This is a genomic window from Microbacterium sp. CGR1 (assembly GCF_051062835.1).
GTDB lineage: Bacteria > Actinomycetota > Actinomycetes > Actinomycetales > Microbacteriaceae > Microbacterium.
Genome location: NZ_JAOTPG010000001.1, coordinates 744,396 through 757,975 on the forward strand (window position 1 = coordinate 744,396; position 13,580 = coordinate 757,975).

General features: G+C 68.0%; 16 protein-coding genes and 1 pseudogene. 10 read left to right on the forward strand and 7 right to left on the reverse strand.

All coding sequences use genetic code 11. From position 1 onward, the window contains the following. Positions 1–108 precede the first annotated feature (108 nt). The 3 genes and pseudogenes from OD997_RS03580 (at position 109) to OD997_RS03590 (ending at position 2,927) form a co-directional block, all read left to right on the forward strand. Positions 109–1,074: an iron chelate uptake ABC transporter family permease subunit gene (locus OD997_RS03580; protein ID WP_434330373.1), complete on the forward strand. Its 966-nt coding sequence runs from the start codon at positions 109–111 to the stop codon at positions 1,072–1,074. Continuing rightward, entirely contained in the window at positions 1,071–2,138 is a 1,068-nt protein-coding gene (locus OD997_RS03585) for a FecCD family ABC transporter permease (RefSeq protein WP_434330374.1), read from the forward strand. Before OD997_RS03580 ends, OD997_RS03585 begins: the two co-directional genes overlap by 4 nt. Next, positions 2,135–2,927, forward strand: a pseudogene (locus OD997_RS03590) (ABC transporter ATP-binding protein). The gene OD997_RS03585 and the pseudogene OD997_RS03590 overlap by 4 nt, the downstream one beginning before the upstream one ends. 51 nt (positions 2,928–2,978) lie before the next feature. Here the strand turns inward: OD997_RS03590 and OD997_RS03595 are convergent. Beyond that, on the reverse strand, positions 2,979–3,362 hold the full coding sequence (locus tag OD997_RS03595) for a YybH family protein (protein ID WP_434330375.1): 384 nt from the start codon (positions 3,360–3,362) through the stop codon (positions 2,979–2,981). Between the two features lie 87 nt (positions 3,363–3,449). Continuing rightward, the gene (locus tag OD997_RS03600; protein WP_434330376.1) at positions 3,450–3,950 is read right to left on the reverse strand and encodes an RNA polymerase sigma factor; all 501 of its coding nucleotides are present in this window, start codon (positions 3,948–3,950) and stop codon (positions 3,450–3,452) included. A gap of 89 nt (positions 3,951–4,039) precedes the next feature. Between OD997_RS03600 and OD997_RS03605 the strand changes: the two genes are divergently transcribed. Beyond that, positions 4,040–4,492, forward strand: coding sequence for a hypothetical protein (locus OD997_RS03605; protein WP_434330377.1), 453 nt, complete (start codon positions 4,040–4,042; stop codon positions 4,490–4,492). Positions 4,493–4,524: 32 nt separating this feature from the next. Beyond that, positions 4,525–4,944, forward strand: coding sequence for a GIY-YIG nuclease family protein (locus OD997_RS03610; protein ID WP_434330378.1), 420 nt, complete (start codon positions 4,525–4,527; stop codon positions 4,942–4,944). 49 nt (positions 4,945–4,993) lie between these two features. Here the strand turns inward: OD997_RS03610 and OD997_RS03615 are convergent, their stop codons facing one another. Further along, on the reverse strand, positions 4,994–5,374 hold the full coding sequence (locus OD997_RS03615) for an SPW repeat domain-containing protein (protein ID WP_434330379.1): 381 nt from the start codon (positions 5,372–5,374) through the stop codon (positions 4,994–4,996). A gap of 96 nt (positions 5,375–5,470) precedes the next feature. On the opposite strand from OD997_RS03615, the gene OD997_RS03620 reads away from it, so the two are divergent. Further along, the gene (locus tag OD997_RS03620) at positions 5,471–6,157 is read left to right on the forward strand and encodes a Pr6Pr family membrane protein (RefSeq protein WP_434330380.1); all 687 of its coding nucleotides are present in this window, start codon (positions 5,471–5,473) and stop codon (positions 6,155–6,157) included. Here OD997_RS03620 and OD997_RS03625 read toward each other — a convergent pair. The 3 genes from OD997_RS03625 to zapE all read right to left on the reverse strand — a co-directional run bounded on the left by OD997_RS03625 (position 6,098) and on the right by zapE (position 9,103). After that, positions 6,098–6,679 (reverse strand): type II toxin-antitoxin system PemK/MazF family toxin, encoded by a 582-nt coding sequence (locus OD997_RS03625; protein WP_434330381.1) that lies wholly within the window; start codon positions 6,677–6,679, stop codon positions 6,098–6,100. The two genes, OD997_RS03620 and OD997_RS03625, sit on opposite strands and share 60 nt — an antisense overlap. Positions 6,680–6,699: 20 nt before the next feature. After that, entirely contained in the window at positions 6,700–7,938 is a 1,239-nt protein-coding gene (locus tag OD997_RS03630; RefSeq protein ID WP_056517248.1) for an ammonium transporter, read from the reverse strand. A 115-nt stretch (positions 7,939–8,053) separates the two neighbouring features. Continuing rightward, the gene (zapE, locus tag OD997_RS03635) at positions 8,054–9,103 is read right to left on the reverse strand and encodes a cell division protein ZapE (RefSeq protein ID WP_434330382.1); all 1,050 of its coding nucleotides are present in this window, start codon (positions 9,101–9,103) and stop codon (positions 8,054–8,056) included. Between the two features lie 147 nt (positions 9,104–9,250). On the opposite strand from zapE, the gene OD997_RS03640 reads away from it, so the two are divergent. Both OD997_RS03640 and OD997_RS03645 read left to right on the forward strand, forming a co-directional pair. After that, positions 9,251–10,144, forward strand: a complete 894-nt coding sequence (locus tag OD997_RS03640) for a sulfurtransferase (protein WP_434330383.1) — start codon at positions 9,251–9,253, stop codon at positions 10,142–10,144. Between the two features lie 19 nt (positions 10,145–10,163). Further along, positions 10,164–10,595 carry a SufE family protein gene (locus OD997_RS03645; RefSeq protein WP_434330384.1) on the forward strand — a complete coding sequence of 144 codons (432 nt, stop codon included), beginning with the start codon at positions 10,164–10,166 and terminating at the stop codon, positions 10,593–10,595. Here the strand turns inward: OD997_RS03645 and OD997_RS03650 are convergent. Then, a complete protein-coding gene (locus OD997_RS03650) occupies positions 10,579–11,733 on the reverse strand; it encodes an alpha/beta hydrolase (protein WP_434330385.1) in 1,155 nt (384 codons plus the stop codon). The genes OD997_RS03645 and OD997_RS03650 overlap by 17 nt on opposite strands. A gap of 25 nt (positions 11,734–11,758) precedes the next feature. Here OD997_RS03650 and OD997_RS03655 point away from each other — a divergent pair, with 25 nt between their 5' ends. Both OD997_RS03655 and OD997_RS03660 read left to right on the forward strand, forming a co-directional pair. Further along, complete coding sequence (locus tag OD997_RS03655) at positions 11,759–12,340, forward strand: DUF3000 domain-containing protein (RefSeq protein WP_056307547.1); 582 nt, start codon at positions 11,759–11,761, stop codon at positions 12,338–12,340. Further along, on the forward strand, positions 12,333–13,526 hold the full coding sequence (locus OD997_RS03660; RefSeq protein ID WP_434330386.1) for an HRDC domain-containing protein: 1,194 nt from the start codon (positions 12,333–12,335) through the stop codon (positions 13,524–13,526). The genes OD997_RS03655 and OD997_RS03660 overlap by 8 nt, the downstream gene beginning before the upstream one ends. The last annotated feature ends 54 nt before the right edge of the window (positions 13,527–13,580 follow it).

Here is a 13,580-nt window from a genome sequence, read left to right on the forward strand (position 1 = left end):
CCGCGAGACGACAGGCGGAGAGACGATGTCGCTGATCGGACAGCCCTCCGAAGAGTCCGTCATCTGGCGCAGGCGACCCGGGTCTCGGCCACGCGCCGAGGCCTGGTCGTGCTCGTCCTCGCCATCGCATTGGCGATCGCCTGCGTCGCCAGCATCTTCCTCGGTTCCCAGCGCATCACCGTCGACGAGGTGTGGATCGGTCTCACGACGGGGGCGGGCGATCCCGGCGCGATCGTGCACGGAATGCGCATCCCGCGCACCCTCATCGGCCTGGCAGTCGGCGCCGCTCTCGGGATCGCCGGCGCACTGATCCAGGGGTTCACCCGCAATCCGCTCGCGGACCCAGGGATCCTGGGCGTCAACGCGGGCGCCAGCCTCGGGGTCACGATCGGCGTGGCCTTCTTCGGGCTCACCGCCGCGAGCGGTTACATCTGGTTCGCCTTCGCGGGAGCGATCATCGCGACGGTGCTCGTCTACCTGATCGGATCGGCTGGCCGCATGGCGCCGGACCCGATGCGAATGACGCTCTCCGGCGTCGCGCTGGGCGCCGTCATGGGCGGCGTGGTCGCGGCGATCGGACTGCTGAATCCGAAGGCCTTCGACTCGATCCGCTCCTGGAATGCAGGATCGCTGTCGGCGCTGACCCCGGATGTCTACGCGGTGCTCCCCTTCCTCCTGATCGGACTCCTGCTCGCCTTCTCTCTCGCGCCCTCGCTCAACGCCCTGGCGCTGGACGATGACCTGGCGACCGCTCTCGGCTCGCGCGTCGTGCTCACCCGGGTGCTGTCGATCCTCGCGGTCACGCTCCTCTGCGGAGCCGCCACCGCCGCGGCCGGCCCCATCGCCTTCGTCGGTCTGATGGTGCCGCACGCCGTCCGCTGGTTCGTCGGACCGCATCAGGGGTGGATCCTCCTGGGCACCGTCTTCGCCGCTCCGCTGCTGCTGTTGACCGCGGATGTCGTCGGTCGCCTGGTCCTCCCGACCGGCGAGCTGCCGGTCTCGGTGGTCACCGCGCTGATCGGCGCGCCCGTGCTCATCGCCCTCGTCCGCAGGAAGAAGGTGAGCGGACTGTGACCGCTCTGCTGTCTCGATCGACCGAGGTCGACGCGGGTCGTCGGATCTTCGCGCCCCGGACAGATGTCTTCTCGCGTCGCATCGGGGTCCGCGCCACCATTGTCACGGTGGCCGCTCTTCTCGCCGCCGTGGCCGTGGGGGTCTTCGCCCTCACTCTCGGCGACGCCCCGTTCTCCCCCGGGGAGGTTCTCACGACTCTCCTCGGCTTCGGCGATCCGCGCGCCGAGCTCGTGATCATCGAGTGGCGACTCCCCCGGGTGCTCGCCGCACTGGTGTTCGGCATCGCACTCGGCACCGGCGGCGCGATCTTCCAATCGCTGACCCGCAATCCGCTGGGAAGCCCAGACGTCATCGGATTCGACGCCGGTGCCTATACCGGTGCGCTCATCGTGATCACCACCATGGGCATCAGCGTCGCGTCGACCGCCGCAGCAGCGCTGGCGGGCGGCGCAGCGACAGCTCTGCTCGTCTACCTGCTCGCATTCCGTCGAGGGTTCACGGGGTTCCGCCTCATCATCGTGGGCATCGGCGTCGCATCCATGCTCGCTTCGGTGAACACCTGGATCATCCTCAACGCCGACCTGCGGATCGCCATGCTCGCCAGTGCATGGGGCGCAGGATCGCTCAATGTCATCACCGCCGAACAGGTCGCCATCGCCGCGTGCGTCATCGTCCCGATCGGAATCGCCGTGGCCACGTTCGCCGATCGGATGCATCTGCTCGAGCTCGGAGACGACACGGCGTCGGCGCTCGGCGTCCGCACCGGCGGCACGCGGCTGACCCTGATCATCCTCGGGGTCTGCCTCACCGCCGCAGTGACCGCGATGGCGGGCCCGATCGCGTTCATCTCCCTGGCCGCTCCGCAGATAGCCCGACGTCTGACCGGATCCGCGAGCGTGACCCTCACCGCCTCGGCGGCGATCGGCGCACTGCTGCTCGTGTCCAGCGACGTCCTGGCGCAGCGGCTGTTCGCACCCACCCAGATCCCCGTCGGGATCGTCACCGTGTGCCTCGGCGGCGTCTACCTGGTCTGGCTGCTCATTCAGGAAGCGAGAAGACGATGACTCTCACCGACACCACCATCGCGCGATTGCGCGCCGACGATCTCACGATCGGCTACGACGGCCGTGTCGTGTCGGAGCACCTCGGCGTCGACATCCCCGCAGGAGGCTTCACCGTCATCGTCGGGCCGAACGCCTGCGGCAAGTCGACTCTGCTGCGCGCCTTCGCCCGGCTCCTGAAGCCCAGGAGCCGGGCAGGTGCTGCTGGACGGTCGGGCGATCACCGAACTCCCCACCAAGGAGATCGCCCGACGCCTCGGCCTGCTGCCGCAGACATCGATCGCCCCCGACGGCATCCGCGTCTCCGACCTCGTGGCGCGGGGGCGTCATCCGCACCAGACGATCCTTCGACAGTGGTCCCATGACGACCAGACGGCAGTGGCAGCAGCACTCGCCGCCACCGGAACCACGGAGCTCGCCGGACGGCTCGTGGACGAGCTCTCCGGAGGACAGCGCCAGCGCGTGTGGGTCGCGATGCTGCTCGCGCAGGAGTCGCCGACCATGCTGCTCGACGAGCCGACGACCTTCCTCGACATCGCACACCAGTACGACCTGCTGCGGCTCTTCCATGGCCTCCATCAGCAGGGGCGGACGATCGTCGCCGTTCTGCACGATCTCAATCAAGCGGCGCGGTTCGCCGATCACATGATCATGATGCGCGACGGACGGATCGTCGCCGCCGGCGACCCGTCCTCGATCGTGACATCCGACCGCGTCCAGGAGGTGTTCGGGCTGGAGTGCTCGATCATCCCCGATCCGCATACGGGCACACCGCTCGTCGTTCCGCGCTGACGCCCGTCGTGGGCGGCGCCCGCATTCCGGAGCGCCGCCCAAGAGCGGTCCTCAGGCAGTGCCGAAGGGGTTGTCGATCGCGTAGCGCCAGCCGTGCTCTTCGTCGTGCACGGCGACGTCGGCCGTGCTGCCGCCGAGCTTCACCTCCGAACCGTCGGGGCCCGTGCCCTCGAGCGTCCAATCAGCGATGGCGAGGCCGACGGAACCCGCCTCGAACACGTGCCGGACGTTCATGGTTATGGGCAGACCGAGCGCGAGGAACTGCTCGAGCGCGCCGCGGATCGAGTCCTCACCCTCGACGGGGTGCCCCGGCGCCGGCGCGAATACCGCGTTCGGCAGGTTCAGTGCCAGCAGGCCCTCGACGTCGCGGGCGTTGAAGCGCTCAGCGAATGCGAGGTTGAGCTGGTCGAGCGAGGTGACCGGGGTCGTGGACATGATGTGCTCCTTCGTCGTATGCGAAGCCGCGGAGAGCGGCCCATCGAGAAGGACGTTCAGGAGCGACGGATGTGACAGAGCCGCGGATCAGGCACGCAGCGCACGTCGTGCGCGGGATACGCGCTGGCGTGCTGCGGCCGAGGTGATCGAGAGCTTCTCCGCGATCTCCCGCGCCGTCAGGCCGTCGACGACGCTCATCCGAAGTGGCTGGCGAAGGTCGTCCGGCAGTGCGTCGATCGCGCGGAAAGCGGCCTCGAGGCGATCCCGCAGCTCCGCCTCGGCCTCGACGTCCTGCGCAGACGCGAGCCGGTCGCACAGGACCTCGCCGAGATCGTCTCTGCGAGCACGGTTCATGTCGATGGCTGTCGTTCTCACGATCATGTCGAGCCAGGCGCACATCGGGCCGGCATCCGCCGAGCGGAGGGCTGCAAGCGAACGCCAGGCGCGGAGGGCCGCGTTCTGCGCGGCATCATCCGCATCCGCCAGGGGCACACCGAGCGAGATGCTGCGCCGGCGCAGCCGATCGGGCTCCGTGCGCAGCATGGTGTCGAGACGCGCGGAGGCGACGGCGATGGCTTCGGCGTTCACACGGGTCCCCTCGTGAGTTCGGGCAGTCGGCCTCATGCTAGCCGAGCCGTGGCTGATCGGAGGGCCTCGAGAGTTGTTAGCCTGGCGGGATGACCGCGCTGCTCGACGACTTCCTCTCAGGGGAACGCGGCCGCGTGATGCATGCGGTGTGGGAGACGATCCGTTCACGGGATCCCGAGACACTCGATCCGCTGGTCGCAGCGCTTCCGCGACTTCGCCACGCCGCCGCGCACCTCGATCTGGGTGGCGCCATCTACTCGAACAACGGCCATCTCGAGCACGCGTTCGCGAAGCTCGAGCAGTACCGCGCGGGCAAATGCTGGTGCGCCGCGTACCCGGGCATCCTCACGACCGATCCCCGCAAGGAGGAAGCAGCCGACCACATCAGGGTCATCTCGACGAGTGAGCCCGGTTGGTCGATGACCTACCTCTGCGAGTGCACCGTCTGCGGGCGACAGTTCGACATCGAGCAGGGCGACCACCATTTCACCTGGTGGAACTGGGTGCCCCGCGGACTGAAGCGACGCCGCGGCGAAGTCTGACGTCCGTGGCCGCCGGTAATGTGCCGACGGTGATGACGATCCCGCTCCCGAGCCCGTGCGCACTCTGCGGACGCGTCGACGCGGTGCGGGTGGCTGCCGCTCTGATCTGCGACTGGTGCGGGTGGCGCTATGGCGACGCCCCCGACCCCGACCTCCCGCGCCCCGTGGTCGAGGTCGTCTACTACATCCGGTACGACCGACGGGTGAAGATCGGCACGAGTCGACGCCCTCGTCAGCGTCTCGCGAGCATCCGTCACGAAGAGCTCCTCGCCTTCGAGCGGGGAGGGCGTGCGGTGGAACAGGCGAGACATCGGGAGTTCGCCGACATCCGCGAGGGTGGCGAGTGGTTCACGCTGACCCCGCAGCTCCAGGCCCACATCACCGGGCTTCGCACGCTGGCCGACCCCTGGCAGCTCTACGCGCGCTGGGTGAGCCTGGCATTGCAGAACTGAAGCCCCGCACGAGGCCGACGTTCCGTGCGGGGCTTCAGAGTTCAGCGGGTCAGGCGCGTGCGGCCTTCACCTTCGCGGGCTGCGGCTGCGAGAACAGCACCACGATGATCACGGCGACGCCGACGACGACGTGCGGCACCCAGACGTTCGGCGCCTCGGTCGAGAACCCGAAGATCCACGGCGACAGCGCCAGGAACAGGCTCGCGACGATGTCGAAGACGAGGTGGACGGGCATCGGGATGAAGCCGAAGGGGCCCCATTCGTACTTCGTGAACAGGCTGTAGACGATGAGTCCGACGCCGAGCACGATCGGGATGATCACGGCGGGCCCGCCGACGCTCGCGAAGCCGAACAGCCACGGAGCAGCGATCAGCGCCACTCCGACGATGTAGTCGAGAATTCCGTGGACCTTGGTGGGGATGAAACGCATGATTCCTCCTGTGGTGTCGTCGCGTGCTGTGACTCACAGATGGTTCGCAGCGCCCGGCGAAACGGATTGGCGGCCGACCTCTCGTACGCTGGGCGGATGACGACGACGCCACGCCCTCCGCGTGCGATCTCCGCTCTGCGGCTCCTCGTCGGAGGGGCTGTGGCCGGCATCCTGCTCTACACATACGTGCTCGGAATCCCCCGACAGGGCGCGAGCCTGATCGACTATTTCGGGTACTTCACGAACCTCACGAGTCTGCTCACCGCGGGCATCCTCATCACGTCGGGTGTGATCTCCCTGCGGGCGAGGACAGTGCCGTCAGCATTGACATCAGCACGCGCGGTGGCCGTGGCATGCATGATCATCGTGGGTGTCGTCTACAACGTCCTGGTCCCCGGCACGGGGAGCGCGCCGCCCTGGGTGAGCGCGACCCTGCACACGATCTTCCCGCTCCTTCTCGTGCTCGACTGGATCTTCGTCGCCGACCGTTCTCCGCTGCCCTGGCGACGGCTCTGGATGGTGCTCCCCTACCCGGTGCTCTGGCTGGGCGTCGTGCTCGTGCGCGGTGCAACCGACGGATGGGTCCCGTACGGATTCCTGCTTCCCGAGCATGGCGTAGCGTCGCTTGCGGCCCACGCCGCGGGTCTGCTCGTGGCACTTCTCGCGTCGGGCGCGCTCGTGTGGGCGATCAGCCGGGTTCGACTCCCGAGGCCCTCCCGGTCGTCAGGAGCTCGCCCAGCCGTATCGCCGCGCGAGCGCGGAGGCGACCCGACCGTAGCGTGACCGGTCGAGCACCGCGGCCTCGCGGCGGAGCCCCGTCTCGTGCACGCTGTAGAGCTGCTCGATGTCGACCCACGACTCGCGTCCCTGCGAGTCCCAGTCGCCCGAGCCGATCGACAGGTAGTCGCGGTCGCCGTCGTGCGCCTTGCTCGTCATCCGCACCGCGAAGACGCGGTCTGCGGATTCCCGTCCGATCACCAGCACCGGCCGGTCCTTGCCCCGGCCGTCGTTCTCCTTGTAGGGGACCCAGGTCCAGATGATCTCGCCCGCATCGGGTGCGCCGTCGCGGTCGGGTGCGTACCCGATGCGGAGGTCGTCGATGCGGTCGGGGTCCACGCGCACGGTCTCGACCCCCCGCCCCCGACCCTGCTCGGCGCGCGGCGCCGAGTCATGGACCTCCTCGGAGGTCCGCAGACGCGAGACCGGGCGTCTCGGACGAGTTCTCGTCCGAGACGCCCGGTCAGATCCCAGTGCTGTGAAGAGGATCTCCGCGAGTCGTGCCAGGATGCCGTTCGTGTTGCTCACACGGTCACCCTAACGGCAGGTCAGGCGTCAGCGAGCGCGTAGCCCTCCTCGCCGTGGACGACCTGGTCGACGCCGGCGATCTCGTCTTCGCTCGTGATCCGGAAGCCGATCGTCTTCTCGATCGCGAAGCCGATGATGAAGGCGACCACGAAGGAGTAGATCAGCACGCCGAGGGCTGCGATCGCCTGGACGGCGAGCTGACGGAAGTCACCGCCGACGAACAGGCCGGTGCCGGTGGCGAAGAAGCCGAGGTAGAGCGTACCGATGAGGCCACCGACGAGGTGGATGCCGACGACGTCGAGCGAGTCGTCGAAACCGAGACGGAACTTCATCTCGACGGCGAGTGCGCAGACGATACCGGCGACGGCACCGAGCAGCAGCGACCAGCCGGGGGTGAGGTTGGCGCACGCCGGGGTGATGGCGACGAGACCCGCGACCGCTCCGGATGCTGCACCCACCGAGGTGGCCTTGCCGTCCTTGATGCGCTCGATCAGGATCCAGCCGAGGATCGCGGCAGCCGTGGCACCGAGGGTGTTCAGACCGATGAGTCCGACGCCGCCCATGTCCTCCGCGAGCCACTCCGCACCGGCGTTGAAACCGAACCAGCCGAACCACAGGAGCGCCGCGCCGAGGAGCGTCAGCGGCACGTTGTGCGGCTTGAGGATGCCCTTCTGGAAGCCGATGCGCTTGCCGAGGACGATCGCGAGAGCGAGAGCCGCGGCACCCGCGTTGATGTGCACCGCGGTACCACCGGCGTAGTCGATCACGCCGATTCCGCTGTCCTCGCCGAAGAGCGTGGTGCCGAGGTTCATGATCCAACCGCCGCCCCAGACCCATGCGGCGACCGGGAAGTATCCGACGGTCGCGAACACACCGGCGAAGATCAGCCAGCTGCCGAACTTGGCGCGGTCTGCGATCGCACCCGAGATCAGTGCGACCGTGATGATCGCGAAGGTGGCGCCGTAGGCGACACCGAGGAGTGCGACGTTCGAGCCCTCACCGGCTGCGAGGCTCGAGAGCCCGAAGTCGGCGAAGGGGTTGCCTGCGAAGGCGGTGGGGCTGTCGACAGCGCTCATCGAGAATCCGAAGAGGATCCAGAGCACTGCGACGAGGCCGATCGAGCCGAAGCTCATCATCATCATGCTGACGACGCTCTTGGCCTTGACGAGGCCGCCGTAGAAGAAGGCGACGCCGGGCGTCATGAGCAGTACGAGGGCGGTCGCGGTGATCGCCCAGGAGATGTTGCCTGGAGCATCCATAGTCAAACCTCACATTCGGGAAACTGAGAGCTTCAGTGTGACGAGGCCCGATTTCCGGGATGCGTGAGGTTTGTTGCGCCGACGTTACAGAGCGGCTCCGTGTGTGAACATCGCGTTACGCGACACTGCGATCAGCGTGTGTAAGTGCATTGAGTCTGGAGATAGCGCGCAGGTACTTCTTGCGATATCCCCCTCCGAGCATCTCCTCGGCGAAGACCTGGTCGAGGCTCACACCGGTGGCGACGATGGGAATCTGCGCATCGTAGACGCGGTCGACGAATGCCACGAAGCGCAGCGCCTCGGACTGATCGGTCAGCACGTGCACGTCCCGGAGCCCCACGAGATCGAGGCCTGCGATCACACGCAGATATCGAGACGGGTGCACGCGTGCGAGGTGGCGGATGACGTCGGCGAAGGAATCGTCGGATGCCGTTCCGGCGCCGGCGCCCGTCTCGACGGCCTTCTCGTACTCCCCGGCATCGCTGACCACGGCGTGTCCGTCGAGCGCGCGCTGCCGGAAGTCGACCCCGTCGATGCGGATCGTCTGGAAGCTGTCGGACATGGCATGGATCTCGCGCAGGAAGTCCTGCGCGGCGAAGCGCCCCTCGCCGAGGGCGTTGGGCGGGGTGTTGGAGGTCGCGGCGAGCTTGGTGCCGGTCGGCACGAGCTCGCCGATGAGACGGGTCATCACCATCGTGTCGCCCGGATCGTCGAGTTCGAACTCGTCGATGCAGAGCAGATCCGCGCCCTTCAGGAGGTCGACGGTGTTCTTGTACCCCAGCGCACCCACGAGAGCCGTGTACTCGATGAATGACCCGAAGTACTTCCTCCGCGCCGGCATCGCGTGATAGATCGACGCGAGCAGGTGAGTCTTGCCGACGCCGAAACCGCCGTCGAGGTAGACGCCCGGCTTGACCTCGGGCTCCTTCTTCGCGCGACTGAAGAACCCGCCCCGCTTGACCGGGGCACCACGCCCGGCGAAGCGGATGAGCGTCTCCTTGGCCTCCTCCTGCGAGGGGTATGCCTCATCCGCCCGGTAGCTGTCGAATGTGGCTCCGTCGAACTGCGGCGGCGGAACGAGGCTCGCGAGCATCTCGGGACCGGTGACGGTCGGCTGGCGATCGGTCAGGTGCACGATGCCCGTGCGGCTGGGCGTGTCGGTCATCACGGTCCTGTATCGGGGGCGCACCTGTGTCGAAGTCTTACGAATCGGGTGCAGGGCGCACGGCGTGGATCTATCGTCGAAGTATCGGCTCCACATTACGCCGTCAACGCCCTGCATCATCGCCGCTCACCGTCTGAGGAGATCCCTGTGGCCATCGAGTTCGACACCACTTCGTCCAAGTTCGCCGAGTACGCCGAGCCCGGCCGCCTCGTGACCACCGAGTGGCTCGCGGAACGTCTCGGAGACCCGGGTCTGGTCGTCGTCGAATCCGACGAGGACGTGCTGCTGTACGAGACAGGTCACATCCCCGGCGCCGTGAAGGTCGACTGGCACACCGAGCTCAACGACCCGGTCGTGCGCGACTACGTCGACGGCGAAGGCTTCGCGAAGCTGCTGAGCAGCAAGGGCATCTCCCGCGACGACACCGTCGTGATCTACGGCGACAAGAACAACTGGTGGGCGGCCTACGCGCTCTGGGTGTTCTCGCTCTTCGGCCACGAGGACGTGCGCCTGCTCGACGGAGGCCGTGACCGCTGGATCTCCGAGGGGCGCGAGATCACGCGCGATGCGCCGACGCCCACGCCGACCGACTACCCGGTCGTGGAGCGCGACGACTCCGTCATCCGCGCCTACAAGGAGGATGTGCTCGCCCATATCGGCAGCCCCCTGATCGACGTCCGCTCGCCCGAGGAGTACAGCGGAGAGCGCACCACGGCACCGGCCTACCCGGAGGAGGGGACGCTGCGCGCCGGTCACATCCCGACCGCGCAGAGCGTGCCGTGGGCCAAGGCGGTCGCCGAGGACGGCGGATTCCGCTCGCGTGCCGAACTCGACGCCATCTACCGCGACGGCGCGGGCCTCGCCGACGGTGACGACGTCGTCGCCTACTGCCGCATCGGCGAGCGTTCCAGCCACACCTGGTTCGTTCTCAAGCACCTGCTGGGGTTCGAGAACGTGCGCAACTACGACGGATCGTGGACGGAGTGGGGCAGCGCCGTGCGCGTCCCGATCGTGACCGGTGCGGAGCCCGGTTCGCTCTGACCGTGTGAGAATGACAGGGATGAGCACCAGCGAAGTTCCCGACACCCTCGCCGAGATCCGAGACGGATTCCTCGAGACCCCCGAGGCAGATCGTCTGCTGCTCCTGCTGGAGTACTCGGACGAGCTGCCCGAGGTCTCCGAGGAGGTCGCGAACCATCCCGAGATGTGCGAGCGCGTGGCCGAGTGCCAGTCGCCCGTCTACATCTACGTCGAGGTGAACGACGGGATCGTCACCATGCACGCCACGGCTCCGCCGGAGGCGCCGACGACCCGCGGTTTCGCGAGCATCCTCGTGCAGGGCATCTCGGGGCTCACGGCAGACGAGGTGCTGGCGATCCCCGACGACTATCCGCAGTCGATCGGACTCACGAGGGCTGTCTCACCGTTGCGCATCGGCGGAATGACCGGGATGCTGATGCGGGCGAAGAAGCAGGTCACGCAGAAGCGCTGAACCCCTGCGCCCGGAGCCACCCGGTTATCGCGTCGCTCCACCCCACCTGGTCGTAGTTCCACAGCTTGGTGTGGCGAGCCACCGAGAACCGTGGCATCGTCACGAGGTCGGGCCTGGCCTCCTGCAATGCGTGCGAGGCATCGGCGGGGACGAATCCGTCGTCGTCGCTGTGCAGGATGAGGATCGGCACCGCCAGCTCCTCGGCGCGCGCGACCATGTCGAGCCGATCGAACGGGATCGCATCGTCCGCACCGCTGAGCCGCGCCGTGAGCGGTACGGAGAGAGCGCTCATCGCGAGGTCCGGCAGGGGCGCGCGCATGCCTGCCGCCCGTGCCTGGAAACGCAGGACTGTGCGCCATTCCACCACCGGCGACTCCAGGATGAGACCCGCGATGCGGTCTCTGTTGCCCGAGGAGACGGCGGTCTGCAACGCGACCGCGCCACCCATCGACCAGCCCATCAGGATCACACGGTCGGCGCCGTGGCGCAGTGCGTAGGAGATGGCGGCATCGACATCTCGCCACTCCGATGCGCCCAGGGCGTATGCACCGCTGCGGCTGCGGGGCGCCTCGCCGTCGTTGCGGTAGGACACGACGAGGTTCGGGAAGCCTGCCGCATGCAGCACCGGCACGGCGCGCAGGCATTCGGCGCGTGTGACGCCCCGTCCGTGCACCTGGATGACCCAGGTCGACGACTCCGCCGGGAAGAACCAGGCGGGGCACGGTCCGGCCGGCGATCCGATGAGCACGTTCTCCCACCGCAGGTGCAGCTCGCTCGGGGTGGAGTAGTACCAGCCGCTGAACGCGGCGTCGCGGTCGACGCGTGCGCCTGGTTCGATCTGCGTCAAGAGCTTGCGGCGCACGGTGGTCGCGTCGGCGCTCAGCACCGCGCCCAGCTTCACGTAGCCGTAGGTGCCCGACGTGAACAGCCCGTAGCGGCCCGGCAGTTCGGTGTCGGGCGTGCGCGTGAGCTCGATCGTCTGGGCGCCCGTGTCGACAGCGAGGATCTCGGCATCTGCGGGGCGCTTCGCCGGGATCACCACCCGTCTGGCGATGCTGAGCACGAGCAGGGCCATCGCCGCCCCGAGTGCGAGCAGTGCAGGGACAAGGAGCGCAACGGCGTGCCTGAGACTCTTCATCGCTTCCTGACTCTAGCCTGTTGCCGTGACCGCACACCCCGATGCCGGGACGATCTTCGACGCCGCAGTGGCCGAGCTGCGTGATATCGCGTTCCGCGCGGACATCACGATCCGTGAGATCCCCACCCCTCAAGGCCTCGCTCCGCATGCCCTCGCGCTCGCCGCCGACGTCCGCCCGGACGACGAGGGAGAGTCCGCATACGGAACCGGCCGGTTCGTGCTGCTGCACGATCCGGACACCCCGTCCGCCTGGGATGGAGCATGGCGGATCGTGATCTTCGCCCAGGCGCCGCTCGAGACCGAGATCGGAACCGATCCGCTGCTCGCGGACGTGACGTGGTCGTGGCTCGTCGACGCGCTGGACTCCCGAGGCGCCGGATACCACTCCGCATCGGGAACCTCGACCAAGACGCTCTCGAAGGGCTTCGGCGGCCTCGCGGACGAAGGCGACGGCGCCCAGATAGAATTGAGGGCGTCCTGGACACCCGAAGGCCCCTTCACACCCCACGTCGAAGCATGGGTCGAACTGGTCGGAATGCTGGCGGGTCTTCCGCCGGGTTCCGAGGGCATCGCCGTGATCGGCGCGCGAAAGGCAGCACGTGACTGAATACTCCGTGATCTCCGACGTCTCGGAGTTCCGTGCGGCATGCGCCGCATTGGCCGCAGGCACAGGTCCTGTCGCCGTCGACGTCGAGCGGGCATCCGGATTCCGATACTCCCAGCGCGCCTACCTCGTGCAGGTGTTCCGCAGAAATGCGGGGGTCTTCCTCTTCGATCCGCCGCCGCTCGGCGACTTCAGCCCGCTCCAGGAGGCGATCGGCGACGTGCAGTGGATCTTCCACGCCGCGAGTCAGGACCTCCCCTCGCTGCGCGAGCTCGATCTGCTCCCTCCCTCGATCTTCGACACCGAGCTCGCGTCGCGTCTGCTCGGACACGAACGCGTCGGTCTCGCCGCCGTCGTGGAGAACACGCTGGGCATCACGCTGAAGAAGGAGCACTCGGCCGCTGACTGGTCGACCAGGCCGCTCCCTGCGAGCTGGCTCGAGTACGCGGCTCTCGACGTGCTGCACCTGATCGACGTGTACGAGGCGCTCGAAGCCGAGCTCGAGGAGCAGGGCAAGACCGAGTACGCGGCCGAGGAGTTCGCCGCGACGCTCACACGGCTCCCCAAGCCGCCTCGGGAGGACCCGTGGCGTCGACTGAGCGGGCTCCACCAGGTGCGCGGCGCCCGCAATCTCGCTGTCGCGCGATCGCTCTGGCAGGCCAGGGAGGCATTCGCACAGGATCAGGACGTCTCTCCCGGTCGCCTCGTGCCCGACCGCTCGCTGATCGCAGCGGTTCTGGCGAATCCACAGAGCAAGCAGGCGCTCGCCGGTGTCAAGGACTTCCAGGGGCGCGCCAGCCGCACGCAGCTCGACCGCTGGTGGCAGGCGTTCGTCGACGGGCGTGCGACGGACGAGCTTCCGCGCGAGCGTGTTCCCAGCGATGCCCTTCCGCCGCCTCGGGCCTGGTCCGACCGCAACCCCGAAGCCGATTCTCGCCTCAAGGCCGCGCGCCCCGTGATCGAGGCGACGGCTGAGGAACTGGGGATGCCGACGGAGAACCTGCTGACCCCCGACTACCTGCGCCGCGTGGCGTGGGATGTGCCGGGTACGACGCCTGAGGCCATCGGAGACGCGCTCGCAGCCCTCGGTGCGCGACCATGGCAGATTGCACAGACTGCACAGAAGATCGCCGACGCCTTTGTAGAAGCCGCGCAAACCCCCGACGAGGCCCCCACACCCGCTTCGTAGGTTCGATCCAACCGATTCCTCCCGGTTTCCGGCCCTCCCTAGACTGAGGCCACC

Excerpts from the sequence above, each read along its gene's own strand:
- OD997_RS03630 (WP_056517248.1), bottom strand. The coding sequence starts at position 7,938 with ATGGATGCTCCAGGCAACATCTCCTGGGCGATCACCGCGACCGCCCTC.
- OD997_RS03595 (WP_434330375.1), bottom strand. The coding sequence starts at position 3,362 with ATGTCCACGACCCCGGTCACCTCGCTCGACCAGCTCAACCTCGCATTC.
- OD997_RS03615 (WP_434330379.1), bottom strand. The coding sequence starts at position 5,374 with ATGCGTTTCATCCCCACCAAGGTCCACGGAATTCTCGACTACATCGTC.
- OD997_RS03605 (WP_434330377.1), top strand. The coding sequence starts at position 4,040 with ATGACCGCGCTGCTCGACGACTTCCTCTCAGGGGAACGCGGCCGCGTG.
- OD997_RS03650 (WP_434330385.1), bottom strand. The coding sequence starts at position 11,733 with ATGAAGAGTCTCAGGCACGCCGTTGCGCTCCTTGTCCCTGCACTGCTC.
- OD997_RS03620 (WP_434330380.1), top strand. The coding sequence starts at position 5,471 with ATGACGACGACGCCACGCCCTCCGCGTGCGATCTCCGCTCTGCGGCTC.
- zapE (WP_434330382.1), bottom strand. The coding sequence starts at position 9,103 with ATGACCGACACGCCCAGCCGCACGGGCATCGTGCACCTGACCGATCGC.
- OD997_RS03645 (WP_434330384.1), top strand. The coding sequence starts at position 10,164 with ATGAGCACCAGCGAAGTTCCCGACACCCTCGCCGAGATCCGAGACGGA.
- OD997_RS03610 (WP_434330378.1), top strand. The coding sequence starts at position 4,525 with ATGACGATCCCGCTCCCGAGCCCGTGCGCACTCTGCGGACGCGTCGAC.